General features: G+C 42.5%; 14 protein-coding genes. 10 read left to right on the top strand and 4 right to left on the bottom strand.

Annotation, left to right across the window (positions count from 1 at the left end):
- Positions 1–31 precede the first annotated feature (31 nt).
- Complete coding sequence (locus HKX40_RS05835; protein WP_171588631.1) at positions 32–982, bottom strand: glycosyltransferase family 9 protein; 951 nt, start codon at positions 980–982, stop codon at positions 32–34.
- A gap of 184 nt (positions 983–1,166) precedes the next feature.
- Here HKX40_RS05835 and msbA point away from each other — a divergent pair, with 184 nt between their 5' ends.
- The gene (msbA, locus tag HKX40_RS05830) at positions 1,167–2,948 is read left to right on the top strand and encodes a lipid A export permease/ATP-binding protein MsbA (RefSeq protein WP_171588630.1); all 1,782 of its coding nucleotides are present in this window, start codon (positions 1,167–1,169) and stop codon (positions 2,946–2,948) included.
- A gap of 148 nt (positions 2,949–3,096) precedes the next feature.
- Positions 3,097–3,444 carry a hypothetical protein gene (locus HKX40_RS05825; protein ID WP_171588629.1) on the top strand — a complete coding sequence of 116 codons (348 nt, stop codon included), beginning with the start codon at positions 3,097–3,099 and terminating at the stop codon, positions 3,442–3,444.
- Positions 3,445–3,566: 122 nt separating this feature from the next.
- Here HKX40_RS05825 and trxA read toward each other — a convergent pair whose 3' ends face one another.
- Complete coding sequence (gene trxA, locus HKX40_RS05820) at positions 3,567–3,944, bottom strand: thioredoxin (RefSeq protein WP_171588628.1); 378 nt, start codon at positions 3,942–3,944, stop codon at positions 3,567–3,569.
- 259 nt (positions 3,945–4,203) lie between these two features.
- Positions 4,204–5,493 carry an NCS2 family permease gene (locus HKX40_RS05815; RefSeq protein ID WP_171588627.1) on the bottom strand — a complete coding sequence of 430 codons (1,290 nt, stop codon included), beginning with the start codon at positions 5,491–5,493 and terminating at the stop codon, positions 4,204–4,206.
- Between the two features lie 124 nt (positions 5,494–5,617).
- Here HKX40_RS05815 and tsaD point away from each other — a divergent pair, with 124 nt between their 5' ends.
- The gene (gene tsaD, locus HKX40_RS05810) at positions 5,618–6,778 is read left to right on the top strand and encodes a tRNA (adenosine(37)-N6)-threonylcarbamoyltransferase complex transferase subunit TsaD (RefSeq protein ID WP_171588626.1); all 1,161 of its coding nucleotides are present in this window, start codon (positions 5,618–5,620) and stop codon (positions 6,776–6,778) included.
- A 27-nt stretch (positions 6,779–6,805) separates the two neighbouring features.
- Here the strand turns inward: tsaD and plsY are convergent, their stop codons facing one another.
- On the bottom strand, positions 6,806–7,480 hold the full coding sequence (plsY, locus tag HKX40_RS05805; RefSeq protein WP_171588718.1) for a glycerol-3-phosphate 1-O-acyltransferase PlsY: 675 nt from the start codon (positions 7,478–7,480) through the stop codon (positions 6,806–6,808).
- Between the two features lie 457 nt (positions 7,481–7,937).
- Here plsY and surE point away from each other — a divergent pair, with 457 nt between their 5' ends.
- The 7 genes from surE to HKX40_RS05770 all read left to right on the top strand — a co-directional run bounded on the left by surE (position 7,938) and on the right by HKX40_RS05770 (position 17,782).
- Positions 7,938–8,693, top strand: a complete 756-nt coding sequence (surE, locus tag HKX40_RS05800; RefSeq protein ID WP_171588625.1) for a 5'/3'-nucleotidase SurE — start codon at positions 7,938–7,940, stop codon at positions 8,691–8,693.
- A 137-nt stretch (positions 8,694–8,830) separates the two neighbouring features.
- The gene (locus tag HKX40_RS05795) at positions 8,831–9,556 is read left to right on the top strand and encodes a protein-L-isoaspartate(D-aspartate) O-methyltransferase (protein WP_171588717.1); all 726 of its coding nucleotides are present in this window, start codon (positions 8,831–8,833) and stop codon (positions 9,554–9,556) included.
- Positions 9,557–9,604: 48 nt separating this feature from the next.
- Complete coding sequence (locus HKX40_RS05790; protein WP_171588624.1) at positions 9,605–10,342, top strand: peptidoglycan DD-metalloendopeptidase family protein; 738 nt, start codon at positions 9,605–9,607, stop codon at positions 10,340–10,342.
- A 152-nt stretch (positions 10,343–10,494) separates the two neighbouring features.
- The gene (locus HKX40_RS05785; RefSeq protein WP_171588623.1) at positions 10,495–11,277 is read left to right on the top strand and encodes a 3'-5' exonuclease; all 783 of its coding nucleotides are present in this window, start codon (positions 10,495–10,497) and stop codon (positions 11,275–11,277) included.
- 144 nt (positions 11,278–11,421) lie between these two features.
- A complete protein-coding gene (locus HKX40_RS05780) occupies positions 11,422–11,997 on the top strand; it encodes a Spy/CpxP family protein refolding chaperone (protein ID WP_171588622.1) in 576 nt (191 codons plus the stop codon).
- Between the two features lie 503 nt (positions 11,998–12,500).
- Positions 12,501–13,850, top strand: a complete 1,350-nt coding sequence (gene rlmD / locus HKX40_RS05775; RefSeq protein ID WP_171588621.1) for a 23S rRNA (uracil(1939)-C(5))-methyltransferase RlmD — start codon at positions 12,501–12,503, stop codon at positions 13,848–13,850.
- Positions 13,851–14,251: 401 nt separating this feature from the next.
- On the top strand, positions 14,252–17,782 hold the full coding sequence (locus tag HKX40_RS05770; protein ID WP_171588620.1) for an autotransporter outer membrane beta-barrel domain-containing protein: 3,531 nt from the start codon (positions 14,252–14,254) through the stop codon (positions 17,780–17,782).
- The last annotated feature ends 59 nt before the right edge of the window (positions 17,783–17,841 follow it).

The raw sequence follows: 17,841 nt of genomic DNA, 5'->3' as shown, positions 1-17,841 counted from the left end.
TACGTTTTATAAAAACGTTAGATGCTAACAATTATAAAACGTTTTTTACTGCTGTGATGACCTCATCAACAGAAGCCCAGGCATTCATCTTGCCCAAAATAGTAGCATTAGGTGACCAAGGACCAGTGCGTTGAGGGTCGGTGACGCCAATCAGTGTAAATTGATGTGGTGCCCCTAATGCGGCTAAATGCGAAACACCTGAGTCATTGCAAACCACAGCAGCAGATTGTTGAAGCAAGGCAACAAAAGCTCCCAAACCAAGAGGAGGGAGTAATGTGGCTGTAGGTGCATTTTGTAAAGCCATTTCCTTTTCATTGGGAGGAGGTGACATGACCACAAGTAATCCTTGCTGTTGTAGATGGCGGGTGAGCTCATCAAAATAGGGCCAGACCTTGTTACGCCCCTTGTGTAGCCCTGTTGCTGTAGGGGCAATAAGTACAAAAGGACGTCCCTTCAGCGTATCAATAACTGCCTGTGCCTGTGTTTTATGTGCCTCTGTCAGTGAGAGGTGCAAGGTTTGACTTGGACTAGACTGAGCTTCAAACCCCCAGTGTTGTAATGCTGTACGTGTCAGATAATACCAAGATTCGACGGCATGCAATGATGTTGAGGGCTTATGCACAGGCCAGCGTAGTAACAAGCTACGTCCATCATCTCGATATCCAGCACAAGGCAAGCCTGCTAGGCGAAAGGTTAGGGCACTTGTTAAAGAGTCTGGAAGCAATAATCCCACACTCTTGCCATTAGTAGGGTGTGTAGCACGGTGAGCAGAGACACGTTTTCTATCTTCATTCCATTTGCCAGATAAGGCAATAAAGTCAAATGCAGGAACTCCACTAAGTAAATCTTTAGCCCACGGTTTAGCGCAGATAACCACTTCGCAGCCTGTTTGTAAGACGGCGTCTAGACTGGGTAAAGACATACATACGTCTCCAATCCAGTTGGGAAGACGGATATAAATACGGCGGATAGATTGATTCATTATAGGGATAAAATACAAAAAAATTATGCGAGGATTTTTTATCTACGCTACACTTTATTCCGATTTTAACGGAAACCGTTTAAAATGCTAAGAAGTTTTTGCAAACGAGTATACAATCCTGTCTCTTTCATGATTGTAAAATGAATATCTCTAGAAGTTTTGTGCTAGAAAAGAGAGTACGATATTGAACATTTTTAAGAAAAAACAACAAATTGATGATGGTTCACAAGCCGTTGACCGCACATTATGGATACGTCTATATAAACGTATTGGAGAGTACTGGATATATTGGATTACTGCACTCGTATTGATTCTATTGTCTTCTGCGACACAACCAGCTATGGCATATTTAATGAAACCGTTACTTGATGATGGTTTTTTAGGGGCTAAAGCACATTATGTCTGGTTTATTCCAGTTGTTCTTGTCATTCTTATGCTGATTAGAGGCCTGACAAACTTCGGTGGGAGCTATTTGATGGCATGGGTGGCTAATAAAGTCTTACTGGCTTTGCGCAAAGACATGTTTAAGAGTCTGGTATTGCTTCCTGATAGTGAGTTCCAAAAAGGGGATAGCGGAAGATTATTAAATCGTTTTACGGTAGATGCTACTCAGGTAACAGCCTATGCTACCGAGGTGGTTACTACAATCATCAAAGAGTCGACCATTGTGATTGGCATTTTCTTTATGTTGTTGTGGCTATCTTGGAAATTGACCTTCATCATTATTTTGGTATTTCCTCCTTCTGTATTGGTGGGGCGCTATTTTGCTCGTCGTCTTCGTAAGGTGAATCGCCAAAATATTGATGTTAATGCACAATTGACAAAGATTGTCAAAGAGGGTATTGAAGGACAACGCGTCATCAAAATGCATGACGGTGAAACCATTGAAAATGAGCGATTTGACCGAGTCAACGCTACATTGCGTCACCATGCTATGCGTATTGCCACAGCAGAGGCGGCAATGTCTCCATTAACACAGTGGATGATTTCTTTCTCAGTTGCGGCAGTGATTGCTATGGCACTTTATCAAGGAGAGCAGGGCAATTTGACGGTGGGAGAGTTTATCGCTTTTATTTCTGCATTAGGTCAGATTTTTGATCCTGTTAAGCGTCTTACCAATATTGCAGGTAAAGCACAACGTATGATGATGGCTACTGAAAGTGTGTTTAAGCTCATCGATGCTCCTCAAGAAAGTAGCAAAGGTACTCGTGTTGCTGAAGTAAAACCAAATTCAATCATTGAATTTAAGCATGTGGGTTTTCGTTTTCCTGAATCAGAGACAGATACAATAAATGATTTAAATTTAACCGTGCATGCTGGGGAAACAGTGGCTTTTGTGGGGCGTTCAGGTAGTGGTAAGACTACCTTGGTCAATATGTTGCCGCGTTTTTTAGACCCTACTTCTGGTCAGTTGTACCTTGATGGTGTACCATTTGATGAATATGACTTAAAGAGTCTACGCCATAATTTTGCACTGGTTGGGCAACATGTGTTCTTATTTGATGGTACGTTGGCAGAGAATGTTGCCTATGGCTCTAGTGCCAGTGCAACTCATGAAGAAATCATGGCGGCACTTGAGGCAGCAAACCTAAAGGCTTTCGTGGAAGGTTTACCGCAAGGATTAGATACTCCTATTGGTGAAAATGGGGCATGGTTATCAGGTGGTCAGCGTCAACGTATTGCTATTGCCCGCGCTCTCTTAAAGAATGCTCCTATCTTGATTTTAGACGAAGCGACCTCAGCTTTAGACAATGAGTCAGAGAAACTAGTGCAAGAGTCGTTGGATGTATTAATGCAAGGTAGAACAACATTCGTCATTGCCCATCGGCTGTCCACTATTCAGAATGCAGACCGTATTTTGGTGCTAGACAGTGGTAATATTGTTGAAGAAGGTACACATGAACAGCTTCTTTCCAAGGACGGGTTGTATGCTTCTTTGGCTAAGCTAACTCAAAAACAGGAGTAAGCCTAACATCACAGCAGATGAACTGTCCACGCTCGTTTGCTTTGTGCCTATATGGTGGCAATCGTTGATTTTTGATATAGTGTATATATGATGGCAGCCATTGATTTTTGATATAGTGTATATTCTATAAAAATAAAGGGATACATTTATGAATAAACCGGATAACTGGGGATATAACCACCCCGATGTAAAAGGTCCTAATGCGTTGATGTTTTTTACCTGGGACTTGTCCAAGACCATTGAATTGGCCTTTAAAGAGGCGACGGAAGAAACCATTGAAGATTTTCTAGCACCTGCACAAGCCTCTATTGATGCACTTATTCAGAAATATATTGATATAAAGGCAGATCCAGAGGTATTTGAGGGGCAAAGTATTACCTTAAGTGTAGACCGTCCAGAGGGTAAAAATACCTTTTTAATTGCACTGCGTACATCAGAAGCATTAGAGGAGAAAATTATCGCTATGCAAAGTCGTACGCAGGCAGGGCATAGCTAGAGGGAACATCGCATGCAAAGTCGTATGCAGGCAGGGCATAGCTAGAGGGAACATCGCATGCAAAGTCGTATGCAGGCAGGGCATAGCTAGAGAAAATCCTCTTCCCTGCCTGGTACTGTCAATTAGCTCGCAGTATTGTTGGCTTGTTGGGCTGCAATATCGGCATGGATTTTTTCCATATCTAGGGCTTTTACTTGTTGAATCAAGTCTTCTAAAGCAGAGGCAGGTAAGGCACCTGCTTGATTGAATAACATCACTTTTTCACGGAAAATCATCAAAGTGGGAATAGAGCGGATACGGAAAGAAGCAGCTAACCCTTGCTCTTCTTCGGTATTCACTTTAGCAAATACAATGTCGGGGTGTGCTTCTGAGGCCGCTTCAAAAGTAGGGGCAAACTGACGGCAAGGTCCACACCAAGGGGCCCAAAAATCAATAATAACAATATTGTCGTCGGTTAAAACAGAAGCAAAATTACTCTCGTTGAGTTCTTTAACACTCATAAACACTCTCACTAGAAAAATTAGAATGGCTTCATCATAGCATAGTAAGGGTGAATAAGCGACCATTAAACAAGCAAGATAAGTGTGAAAAAGCGAATATTAAAAGATAGGGGCAGGTGAATAAGAGAGCATTAAAAAGGCAAGAGTAGATACTCTTGCCTTGAGTTGGGACTGTGCTTCACAAATCAGTCTGTGCTTCACAAATCAGTCTGTGCTTCACAAATCAGTCCATGTCTATCTAATCAGACAGTATTGTTTATTAAGCGATTGCAAAGCGTAATACAAACAATGCAGCTACTAGCACAGTTGCTGGGTGAATATCTTTAAAACGACCAGTGAGAGCCTTAATCACTACATAGCTGATAAAGCCAAAAGCGATACCCTCAGCAATAGAGTAAGTAAATGGCATAAAGATGACTGTTACTGCCGCAGGAACAACATCTGTCATATCTTTCCAGTCGATAGAGGTTAGCTCACGCAACATCAAAATTGCCACATAAATCAAGGCAGGAGCTGTTGCGTAAGCTGGCACAATACCTGCAACAGGTGCAAAAAATAGGGCAGCTAGGAAGAGTACACCTACAACAACAGCAGTAAGACCAGTACGACCACCTGCTTGAACCCCAGCAGTACTTTCTACATAAGCAGTGGTACTGCTAGTACCAATAATTGAGCCGAGTAAAATCGCTGTAGAGTCAGCAAAAAGTGCACGACCTAGGCGATTAGGTTTGCCTTCTGGCATGAGGTTAGCACGTTTAGCTACACCAATCATAGTACCAGTGGCATCGAAAATCTCAACAAGCACAAAGACAAGCACTACATGGAAAATGCCTTTGTCAAAAATACCTGCTAAATCAAGTTGTAAAAAGGTTGGAGCAACAGATGGAGGTGCCGATACAAGGTGTTCAGGCATTGTAGAGTGACCAGTAATCACAGATAAAATAGTCACAGCTAAGATGCCGATAAGAATAGCTCCTTTGATATGCAATACATCTAGGATAACGATAATAAAGAAGCCCAAAATGGCAAATAATACAGGGGCAGATCCCAAATCACCGTGACTGGTTAATGTAGCAGGATTGTCTACCACAAGCCCAGAGCTTTGTAAGCCAATAAAGGCAAGGAATAAACCGATACCAGCGACAATAGCAGAGCGTAAGGAAGCAGGAATCCCCTCAATCAGCCATTGACGAATGCCAGTCACTGTCAAAATGATGAAAATAACACCAGAGACAAAAACCGCAGCTAATGCTTGTTGCCAAGTATAGCCCATAGCACCGACAACAGCGAATGCAAAGAAAGCATTTAAACCCATGCCTGGAGCCATACCGATAGGCCAGTTGGCGACAAAAGCCATAATAAATGAGCCTACAGCCGCTGCTAAGCAAGTTGCCACAAAAACGGCACCAGAATCCATGCCAGTTGTCCCTAAAATATTAGGGTTAACAAAGATAATGTACGCCATAGTAAGGAATGTTGTCAGACCAGCAAGCAGCTCTGTACGAACATTGGTATCATGGTCTTTCAGTTTAAAAAGTGACTCAAACATAATCAATCCCTGTGAGTTTTCGATGTAAAATAGCTATTTTATTACTTGCAGAGAAAGGATTTGGGATTTTGGCGATTTATGCACCTAAAAGTCGCATAAACTGTCTGAAAATCACGACAAAGGTATGAAGGTACTTGGTATTGAGAGCTCCTGTGATGAGACAGGGGTTGCTATTGTGGATACAGAGCAGGGATTATTAGGTCATGCCCTACATAGTCAGATTGCGATGCATCAGGCTTATGGTGGAGTAGTGCCGGAGCTAGCTTCGCGCGATCATATCCGTCGCGTCATCCCCTTAATTAATTCAGTACTTGAGCAGACTCAACTTACTTTAGACGATATTGATGCTGTTGCCTATACAGCAGGTCCAGGGTTGGCAGGGGCCTTATTGGTTGGAGCATCTGTGGCACAGGCTTTTGCTTGGAGCCATAACCTACCTACAATCCCCATTCACCACCTTGAGGGGCATCTGCTTTCCCCTATGTTAGCGGATCCTGTGCCTGAGTTTCCTTTTGTGGCATTGTTGGTTTCTGGAGGACATACTCAGATTATGCGTGTAGATGGGGTAGGGAAGTATGAGCTTCTTGGAGAAACTCTAGACGATGCAGCAGGAGAGGCTTTTGATAAGTCAGCAAAACTGCTTGGTCTGCCGTATCCTGGAGGCCCCTATCTGTCTAAACTAGCCCAACAAGGGGATGCTTCTGTTTATGAATTGCCTCGTCCTATGAAGCATAGTGCCGATTTAGATTTTAGTTTTAGTGGGTTAAAAACCGCTGTGTTAACTACTCTTCGCAAAATTGAGGCAGAGAATATGGCGGCTTCTATTTCAACAGAAAATAGTGAGGTGGGTAGCCGTCCGGTAGAACCTCTTCACCCCACGCTCGAAGATAAAACGTATTGTTCGAGTGAGGTGGGTAGCCGTCCAGTAGAACATCTTCACAGCCAACTAACAGAGGTTCAAAAAGCCAATCTTGCTGCTAGTGTGCAAGCTGCAATTGTAGATGTACTTGGTTTCAAAGCCATAAAAGCAATGAAGCAGACAGGGCTTAAACGTCTTGTTGTCGCTGGTGGTGTAGGGGCTAACCTGCAACTAAGAGAGTTTTTAATCTCTCAAATGAAAAAGCTTGGCGGTACAGTGTATTTTCCCCCACTGAATCTTTGTACGGATAATGGTGCCATGATTGCTCATGCAGCAAGTGAACGCATCAAAGCAGGTTTATGTGATTTGCATCATGTACACTATGATGGCAGTGTGCGTCCACGGTGGCCGTTGGAAGAACTGTAAAAAGGAATCTTTTGACGAAATAGGGGGCTATTTGTGATGTTTACGCCCTTTGGCATGGGTGCTAGGGGCAACATGGGTGGCCAATTTATCTTTCTTTTTTCCACCAATCTTAGATTCAGTTCCTTTTAGTAGCTTTTCAATATTGGTTTTATGTTTATACACAAGCATAGCACTCATGAATAAGATAGCAATAAAAATAGCATTGCTATAGTGCACACTTTGCAAATTCATAATGAGGTAGAGAATTGGGGCCACTGAAGCAGCTACAATGGCGGCAAGTGATGAATAACGGAATAATATCGCCATAAGCAACCAAATACCGACTAACGACAAGGCCAGTGTAGCATCTAGAGCAATTAATACCCCAATAGCTGTGGCAACACCTTTGCCCCCTTTAAAACCTAAAAAAACTGAATAAATATGTCCCAAAAAAACAGCTAGAGCAACAACTGCAATTCCTACATCAGGTAGAGACGTATATTTTTGGGCAATAAATACAGCAATCCAACCTTTTAGGGCATCACCAACCAGAGTAAGGGCTGCTGCTGTCTTGTTGCCACTGCGTAGAACATTAGTTGCTCCAGGATTACCAGATCCGAATTGACGGGGATCCTGCAAACCAAACAATTTGCTTGTGACAATAGCAAAAGGAATGGAGCCGATTAAATAAGCACATACAGCACCGATAACGGTATAAAGCATGATTGCTGAGAATTCCACGATACATCCCCGTAAAAAATATTGAGTACGACAAAAATATTTGGGTACTAAAATGCCTTATTGTAAATGGTTCCTAGGTTTGTCATCCTCCTCTACGCAGTGAAAGAGGATTCCTACTGTGCCTAACGGTACGGATTGTTAGCTCACCTCGAAGAGTTTGTGCTGCTAACTGGTTGACTAGTACAGTTTACCTTACACGCACAATAGATAAGTCCTGCCCAAATAGGGTATCACCATAGAGAAAGCCTAAGCATATCCCTGTTTGATACAACCTTTCATTCTAACATAAGGATTGTAAAGCAGTCCACATCTCATATCTTTGTTGTAAACAGTCTAGTTTGATAGTGTAATTAGATAAAAACACCATTTTTGTCATTAGAAATTGTTTTCAAGACTTAATTGAAGTTAAAATAACGGCATCATTTTTTCTTGCTTCATTATGCGAAAACGTATCTTACTTGCAAACGATGATGGTTATACGGCCAAAGGCTTGGAGTTACTTTACCAGGCTCTTTCCGCATGGGCGGATGTAACCGTATTTGCCCCTGAAGTCAATCACAGTGGTGCATCTAATTCTCTTAGTGTGAATCGCCCCTTATGGCTCAAACAAGCCGCCAATGGTTTTTACTATGTGAATGGCACTCCCAGTGATTGTGTGCATGTGGCGATGACAGGGGTGCTGGAATTCAAACCAGACCTTGTTGTGTCGGGTATCAATAATGGAGCTAATCTTGGCGAAGATACTCTTTATTCAGGGACAGTAGCAGCAGCTACAGAGGGGTATTTGTTTGGAGTGCCTTCTATTGCATTTTCATTGACAGAGCGTAATTGGCCGCATATTGAGGCAGCAGTAGAGATTGCAAATAAAATCGTACAACATCAAATTGCTCATCCTCAGCCATGCACAACGTTGTTAAATGTCAATATTCCGCCGCTGCCACATCATGATTTTGCCAATATTCGTGCTACACGTTTAGGTAGACGCCACCCCAGCCAGCCAGTGATTAAGACTCCTAGCCCTCATGGAGAAACTTTATATTGGATTGGTCCTGTAGGTGAAATTCTTGACTTGGGTGAAGATACGGATTTTATGGCTATCCAGCAGGGTTGTGTTTCTATTACCCCCTTGCGTTTAGATTTAACACATTTCGATCAAATTGCGCAAACACAGCAATGGATTGATGAGGGCAAATGAACAAGAAACTGAAAATCACCCCTGCCAATAGCAATGCACGCTTGCTCCCTGGGAATATGGCAGTGAGGACGGTCAGACCAGCTTCTCAGTTGTTGCATAAGCTATCAGGGCTTTCGCAAAACAGCAATACCCGCATTATGCGAGGCAATAAATTAATTGGTGTAAGTCCCTCGGAAACCATACGAACGCAAGTAAAAAGTGTATTATCTCGTAATGAGGGGTTAAATTCTGACCAGTTACGCATCAATATGGTAGCACGCCTGCGTACAGAGAAAGGAATCACTGATGAGCGGGTTTTGCGTGCCTTGATACAAGTGCAACGCCACCTGTTTATGGATCCTGGTACGGCGGTTAGAGCGTATGAAGATGCCGCATTGCCTATAGGCTATGGACAAACTATCTCCATGCCTTCAGTAGTGGCTCGTATGATTTCTGTTGCTATCCAAGACAGAGAGGCTGGGCGAGTGTTGGAAATTGGTTCAGGATGTGGCTATCAAGCGGCAGTGTTGGCTTGTATTTTTAAAGAAGTCTATTCCATTGAGCGCATTGCGGGGTTGCATGAATTAGCAAAACGTAATGCGGCTAGGATTATTGGATTACCTCCTATCCAATTTATTTTTGGAGATGGAATGTTGGGTTTGCCAGATAAGGCACCTTTTGATACGATAGTGATTGCTGCTGCAGGACTATCTATTCCGCAGGCTTTGCTGTCACAATTAAGTGTTGGTGGTAGGCTGATTGCGCCTGAAGGTGAACAACAACAAAAGCTTGTTTTAATTGAGCGTAAAGGTGCTCAGGAGTGGGCCCGACAAGAACTTGAGGCGACACGCTTTGTGCCGCTTCGCCCAGGAATTCAGCGCTGAATAACTGGGGTGGTCATGTTTAGATTGTTATAAATATTTGAGTTTACTATGAGTGTGAAAAAGTCTTATTTTTGTGGTGTAGCTTTATCGGTGTTAGTGTTGGCAGGTTGTGGTAGCTCTCATAAGGCACCTATTAGTAGCGTGGGAGGATACAGTTCAGGTGGAGCATCTGCAGGGACTTATGTGGTTCAACGGGGTGATACACTCTATAGTATTGCTCGTCGTTACGGTGTATCTGTTAAGAGCTTGCTTAGCATGAATAATATCTCAAACCCATCACAGATTGAAGTAGGGCAACGCATCCGTGTTGGTGGCGGAGGCAGCAGTGGCAGCAGTAGTAGCAAAACGCCTGTTAGCCGTCCTTCTGGAGTAACTTCAGGGGCTTTTGCAGATGCTGACACTAGCACTAGAGCTTCAGATGCTAATCTTGTTTCATGGGGTTGGCCATATCGTGGCAATATTATCACTGCATACTCCACCAGCACTAGAGGTATTGATATTGCAGGTAAAATTGGCGACCCAGTCAAAGCTGCTGCCGATGGTAAGGTTTCCTACGTAGGCAACGGTTTGCGTGGTTTAGGTAATCTAGTTTTGATTACCCATAGTAATGGTTTTATTTCCGCTTATGCACATAACAGCAAATTATTAGTCAAACAAAACCAACGAGTTTCCAAAGGACAAACCATTGCTGAGTTAGGTCAATCAGATACCTCATCGCCTCGTTTGCACTTTGAGATTCGTCGTAATGGACGACCAGTTAACCCACAAGCCTACTTACCACATTAACCTAGTTTTGGTAAAAGGAGAGTCCGCTATATACACAAGGCAGCACTTAGGATGACTAGGTGCTGTTTGTGTCTTGTAAGACTAGCCCTCATAGGCAATAAAGATTCTTTTACTACATTAAAAGGTGGTGTTTTCTCATAGAGGAGGAGGATATGATTCCTTATTTGGTATTTGACTTAGAAACAATTCCTGATGTAAAGGGTCTACGTGCCTTACATGAGCCAGCAGAGTCACTCAGCGATACAGAGTTTGTAGAACAAATACTTGCTGAACGCCTAGAGAAGACCGGCTCAACTTTTTTGCCACATCATCTTCAAAAAGTTGCTGTTATTGGATGTGTATTCCGAGATGACAACGGTTTTCGCGTTAAAACATTAGGAAGTGATGAGGCTGATGAAGCAACCATGATTCGTCAGTTTTTCAAAACAATTGATTTTTATACGCCACAACTAATTAGCTGGAATGGCACAGGTTTTGATGCACCTGTATTGCATTACCGTAGTTTGATTCATGGTATTAGTTCACCTTGCTATTGGGACACTGGAGAGAACAACCGTGATTTCAAGTACAACAACTACCTCAGTCGCTATCATTCACGCCATCTAGACTTGATGGATGTGTTGGCTGGCTACACTGGGCGTGCCAATGCTCCGCTTGATCAATTAGCCAAACTATGTGGTTTCCCTGGTAAATTGGGCATGGATGGTTCCCAAGTCTGGACAGCATGGCAAGAAGGGCGAGCAGATGAAGTACGTGGCTATTGTGAAACTGATGTAGTCAATACCTGGTTGGTGTTTTGTCGCTATCGTTTGATGAAAGGAGAGCTAGATGAAGTTTCCTATCAAGAGGAGATTGATTTAGTGCGAGAATCCCTGAGTCAGATTGATAAACCCCATTGGAAAGAGTATCTTGATACTTGGGATAAAGGGCTGTAGCACGGCGTTTTAATACAGTAGGTTTCGAGAAGCTGTGGTGAGTAATGCGATGAAATAATCCACGCTGAAATGAAATACATTTGAAATGACAATGCCTCCATAATGTACCCAACGATAAATCTTCATGTCACAAAGGAGTACATTATGAAGACCACAACATTAAAAAACTTATTACTCACTAGTGCTTTAGCATTTGGTTTGGCAGGCGGTGCTTATGCCCAAGATACTTCCAAAGATGCCCCCAAAGCAGAGTTTAGCCAAAAGATGCCTAAACATGATAATCGCCATGAGGGGTTTGGTTTGTTTAGTCCCAAACTTATCAAAAGCCTTAATTTAACTGAAGCTCAAAAAGCTAAGTTTGACGAGGTTAAAGACGCACAGCAAGCAGCACTCAACCGCCGCGAAACAGTTGATAGACAAATCCGAGAAGAGCGTAAATCATTGCTTTCAGCAGAAATTGTGGATTTAAAAGCATTACTTGACAATGGCGAACAATTCCATAAAGAGATGACCGAGGGCAAGGTTAAAATCCGTGAGAAAGTACTTGCTTTCTGGGATAGCTTGGATAAAGACCAAAAAATTAAAGTCACACAATCCTTGAAAAACAAACAAGAGCGTATGGATAAGTTTGTAGAACAACACAGAAAGGCTCCCAAAGATGGCGATCAGGCAAAGCACCATCATAGTGAGCAACCAGCTGTCAAGGATGGTAGTAAATAATTTCTCCTTTTTAACTTTTTTCAGGGCTGTTGTTCAGCCCTGATAGAGCGAAATGAGCTAACAAGTAGTATCGTTAGACGCAGTAGGAATTTCCTTGCTTTAGCAAGAGGAGATTGATTTTAGTAGAGTAGTCAAGGTGAAATTCAATGAAATATTTTCGTCCCAATGTGAAATACTTTTGAAACAGACCTTGATGCATAATACAACTACAGTTTGATAGCAAATAGCTTATTCAAATTTTCCCTTCATTTAAAACTTTCCTCTCCCTGTTTGGCCTCGGTTTCATACCGAGGTTTTTTTTGATTATTTTTTGCAGTAACTCATATTGCCAATGCAATAATCAACCCCTTTAAATTTTTAGCTTCTGTGATATTGCCAATGCAATAATCAATTCCTTTGTCTTTTGCATAAATTTTTAGCTTCTGTGATAAATCTCTTTCTTCTTTTCCATGAAAAAATTTAAAATAGCGAATTCATCAGAATAGATTGCATAAAGGAAAATTATGTCTGAGATTTTGTCGATTGAGTCATTGGATAATGAGGCTAGAGGTATTGCTCGCCGAGATGGTAAGGTGGTCTTTGTAGAGGGAGCATTGCCCGGTGAGTTGGTTGAGGCCAATGTTTATCGTAAAAAATCCTCTTTTGATAATGCCCATACTATGCGTATTCTTAAACAGTCCTTTATGCGCGTAGAACCCCAATGCCCAAACTATGGCGTCTGTGGTGGCTGTGCGATGCAACATCTAGAGCCATCAGCACAAGTAGCTGTTAAACAAAGAACCTTGGAAGATAATTTTAAACATATTGCAGGGTTAAAAATTCCTCAAGTATTACCAGCGATTTATGGCCCTACCTGGGGGTATCGCTTCCGTGCAAGATTATCGGTACGTTATGTGCGTAAGAAAGACGCTGTACTTATTGGTTTTAGAGAAAAAAGAGGGCATTATGTTGTCGATATGACCGAATGCTTAGTTTTGCCCAAAATCGTTTCTGATTTGCTTGCACCTATGCGTGAGTTAATCGGTAGTTTGACGATTAAAGAGGATGTGCCACAGATTGAGGTGGCTGTAGGTGATTCCTGTGTGGTATTGGCATTACGCCATATGGAACCACTGATTGCTGAGGATATTGCTCTACTAGAGCAGTTTGCCGCACAGCATAATGTGGTATGGTGGACACAAGCCAAAGGGCCTGATACGTTAAAACCACTGAATCCAGCCGATGAGAATCGCTTGGCGTACGCATTACCGCAATTTGGTTTGCGTATGCACTATAAACCAAGTGATTTTACACAGGTTAACTATTTTATTAACCGTAGTTTAATTGCGAAAGCATTGTCTTTATTGGCGGTGGAACCAACTGATAGGGTGGCTGATTTATTCTGTGGTTTGGGGAATTTTACGTTGCCGCTAGCCACACAAGCCCAAGAGGTAGTGGGGATTGAGGGTAGTTCTGCACTGACCGATAGAGCGTTAGCTGCAGCGGCAGAACATGGACTAAACCATAAGACATCTTTCTCTACGTTGAATTTGTTTGAGGTCGATGTACAGTGGCTACGTGATTTGGGATATTTTGACCGTATGTTGATTGATCCACCACGAGAGGGGGCTTTTGCAGTTGCCAAGGCCCTAGCACAACTCACGGAGAATGAACGTCCTAAGCGTATTGTTTACGTTTCCTGTAATCCAGCTACCTTGGCGCGTGATGCGGGTGTATTAGTCAAACAAGGCGGTTATCGTTTAGTTTGTGCTGGTGTAGTCAATATGTTCCCTCATACCGCTCATGTAGAGTCTATTGCTGTGTTTGAGTGGCATGAGGGAGATGTGATTCCAGTCACCTCTCCAGAAGCATAAGTTGTTTGCTAATTGTAGGGAGACTTCATAGCCCAAAGCTTTTGTGCAATTTGTACGTAAAGTTTATTCCTCTGATATGAAGGGATTCGTGCTATTAACCTTATTGACTGGTTGTTAAAGCCATAAGGATAAGGGATAGCGGCATATTATCGACTCAATATGGTTGGAGAGGGAAAGAGGTATCGCGTTTTTTAAGAGCGAGATACCTCTTTTTTGCAAGATAAAAATTCTCTCCTCGCTCGTATTTTTCTCATTTTTATCCCTTGTTTTCAAGTTTAAAATTTTCTTATTAAGAATCGTTTTTTTTGGTAACATCTTGATTGTTTTTTCGTTACAATTGATATAGACCATAAAACCTTATCGGGTTTAAGGTTATTTCTTAGTAACAAAAAAGGTTTATTATGAAAACAATGAAGTCCCACATTTTAGGAAGAACATCTTATCTTTCTCATCGTTTTAATAGAAAATTACTGTCAGTGAGTATTTTGATGTCGTTTGGTATCTTTCCTGTTTATGCAGAGGAGTACTCGTTAGATACACAAACACAAAATCAGTGGAAGGATTTTGCTATTCCTACAATAGAACAGTGGAGTTTTGAAGGAGGAACGGTGCTTGGTTGGGATGGTGGTAATAATCCTAATGATGGAGTATTTATTAAGTTAGGGGGTAGTAGAAGTACTGCAGCTAGTATAGGAGCGAGTTCAAGTCCTGCATTACTACCCACATTATCTTCAACAGGGTCATTGACACTGATTACGCGCAATAGTGGCAGACATAGTGGGGATAAAGGTATGCGTGCCATAGAGGTAGGAGAGGCTTCTAACGCAGTGGTTAATGCGGAACTATGGATGGATTTAGAGGCTATTACAGATGATGTAAAATATGTATCAAATCGATCGGTTTGTTCTTCTTCTGGGTGTTCTTCTGCCACTGCGTATCCTGGAATTGTTGCTTTTTCGGTAAATCAGACTGCTAGCGCAGGTACGAAGCAACTATCATTAGAAAAATCAGTGAATGCTGTGATTAGCGATAAGCGGACTACTGGAAGCAATCTTACTGGTCTTAATCCTTTTTCTAATAACTCAATAGGGATATATCTGCAGGGAGACAAGGGGGGTACTGCAGAGTTTATCGCTAAAGATGGGCTTTCGATAACGATGAATGCTCAACAGGACAAATTGTCTAACAGAGGGATATATCAAACAGGAAAGGGTCAATCAAAAGCAATATTTGACTTTCAGGGAGATGTTAGTATTCGTACTAGAAGCCAAAGTGGTACTACGTGGGGAGCTTATTTTGAGAATAAGGCATCTGAGGTGACTATAAAGAATGCTAGCGGAAAGACTCTTTCTTTTGATGTAGGGATAGCCAATCCATCTCAGGGTAATGGAAGTAGAGGTTTTGAGGTTTCGGCGAAGAATAGCTCTTATGTTAAGCTAGAAATGTTGGGTGCATTAGCGGTTGATGTGCCAGAGCAGCCAGGTTCACTTAAAGGAATTCTTCTAGATATTAATGATTCACGTTTAGACGGACAGATTGTAGAAGGTGTAAAAAGTCATGTGTATTCTTCTGGAATTTCAAATGGAGTGAGTGCTTTTGAGAATATTATTCAGCCAGCAGGGGGGAGTGTTAATCTCACTATCGGTTCGGACAATTTTGCTACGGATAAATATGCTTTAGATTTAAAGGCATGGGGCAGTCAAGGTGTTAGTAAAGGGTTGTTTATTTCTCACGACGAGTCCTTGGTAGGTGGGACGGGGTGGAATAGCAATATTAAGGGTGATTTTAAGTTAACTGTTAAAGGTAAAACTAAAGTTGATGTAAAAGGGTCTTCTGCTTATGGTATTTTTATTGGCAGTGAAGGTGGGGCAGAAAGAAACGTAACCCTAGATTCTTTGGAGTTGAGTACTATTGCTTCGGGGAGTAATCAACGTCCTATTAGTGTATGGGCTTCGCTTTCTGGTAAGGCGACATTGACAATTAGTAATGGATTAACCATGACCCAAACAGAAGTTGTCAGACAACCAACGATTTGGGCACAGACAACTAATTCAAGTGGTACCGCTGAAGCCTATATTTATTTGGATGGAGAGAATGCTTTTTCTAGTGGAGCTTCAGGACAAAATGGTTTGCTTGTAGCAAGTGGAAAAAAAGCTAAGATTCTTGTCAATCGTAATGGGGGAGCAAGGCAACAAATAGACGGCGGAGAACTTGGTGCAGTGGTAGCCACCAATGGAGGCTTAGTGGGGATTACCTTAGATACAGGTGATAGTGTCATGAGAGTGAGGACGGATAATAAAATGGTCACTCGGCAGCAAGAGAAAGGAATAGTGAATATTATGCTGAAGAATGGGGCAAGATGGGATACTACTTCTGGTACAGCCTCCTCTCTGGATACCTTGCATATGGAGTCTGGAGGTATTGTAAATGTACGTGAATTTAAAGTGAACAACCCTGACGACTACCATACAAAACCTTCGCTTTATATGCTCAACTTAGTAGGGGATGGAGGGGTTATTCAGTTAAATACCGATGTGGCCGCAGGTAAAGCACAGTACATTCAAATTGTGAAATCAAGTGAAGGCTCGCATTTCTTAGATATTCAAGATAATTCAGCAGCAGAAGGGGTAAATCCCTATGCTCCTGTGAAAGTTGTTGATTCTGTGGTTACAGCGTCGAATCCTGTTTCGCAGTTTAGCGCAACCTTTAAGGCGGTTCAAGATGTAGAAATTGGTCCCTACGTTTACCAAGTGGGTGATGCAGATACGGTAAATGCCAATCGTTTTGAAGTTAATCAGAGTTTTAGTGCAGAGAAGGGAGACTGGTATTTATACGCTCTATCAGAAAAGCCAGAAGAACCCGAACAACCAAGCCAACCAGAACACCCTTCTGCGCCAGAAGAGCCTTCTGCGCCAGAGGAGCCTCCAAAGCCTAAGCGTTATTCAGCTCCTCGCTTATCGCCAGCAGCTAAAGGTGGACAGGTCTTGCTAAGTGATGCATATTTGGTGGGATTGAGTGATCAGCAAACATTGCGTCAGCGTTTAGGTGATGTACATCATTTGGCCTTATTCCAAGAGGGGACTAGTCCTTGGATTAAGGTATTGAAAGCAGGCTTTAAGATGGGAGGCACACGCCATCTTCCTAAGACCGATACCGATATAACAGGGGTGCAGTTTGGGGTAGACCGTTATATAGAAGCATGGAGTCATCCAAGTCAAGATTACCGCACCTATCTGGGACTCTATGGCAGTTACTTTAATAGCAAGTCTACGTATCATAATGGTAAAGTCAAAGGGGGTTATTATGGTGTAGGTGCATACCTTACTCAGAAGCTGGGTAGTGCTTATATAGATATTGTCGGACGTTATGGTCGCTATAAAGGGGATTTATCCACACATAATGCGGCAGGCACGAAAGCGGTAAAGGCTGAGGGCGTTCATCAGACACAGTGGGGCTTATCAGTGGAGTTGGGTAAGCGTTTTGCACTGCGTCAAGGGGCATTACAGGCTTCGAGTGTGCAGACAGAGGAGCCAGGGACTTGGTTTATTGAGCCACAGGCACAACTTAGTTATACCCGTTATGGCAAGATGGACTTTACGGCAAGTTCAGGCTTAAAAGGTCATGCTAATGCGTACGACAGCTTAATCGGTCGTACAGGGTTGTTGGTGGAGTATGTGAAACGTTCGCCAGAGTCCGCATTAAGTCTATATGCCAAGGCGATGTATTATCATGAGTTTAAGGGTAAGCCGACCTTGGTGTATAACCGTACGAATCGGATTGCTAATGATTATCATGGTGGGTATATGACGTATGGTGTAGGAGGTAGCTGGACGACGTCCTCGTACGAGCTTTATGCGGAAGTGGAGCGCAGCAGCAAAAAAGTCTTCCAAGAGAAATACCGTGTCAATGCTGGTGTGAAGTTTAGATTCTAGGTTTGTAGCCGTTTTGAAATAGAGCATGGGAGAGGTGATATCCTTCACTTCTCCTGATA

Source organism: Pelistega europaea, assembly GCF_013133775.1.
GTDB lineage: Bacteria > Pseudomonadota > Gammaproteobacteria > Burkholderiales > Burkholderiaceae_B > Taylorella > Taylorella europaea.
The sequence above is the reverse complement of the archived record's forward strand: the minus strand, read 5'-3'. Positions and strand labels throughout refer to the sequence as shown.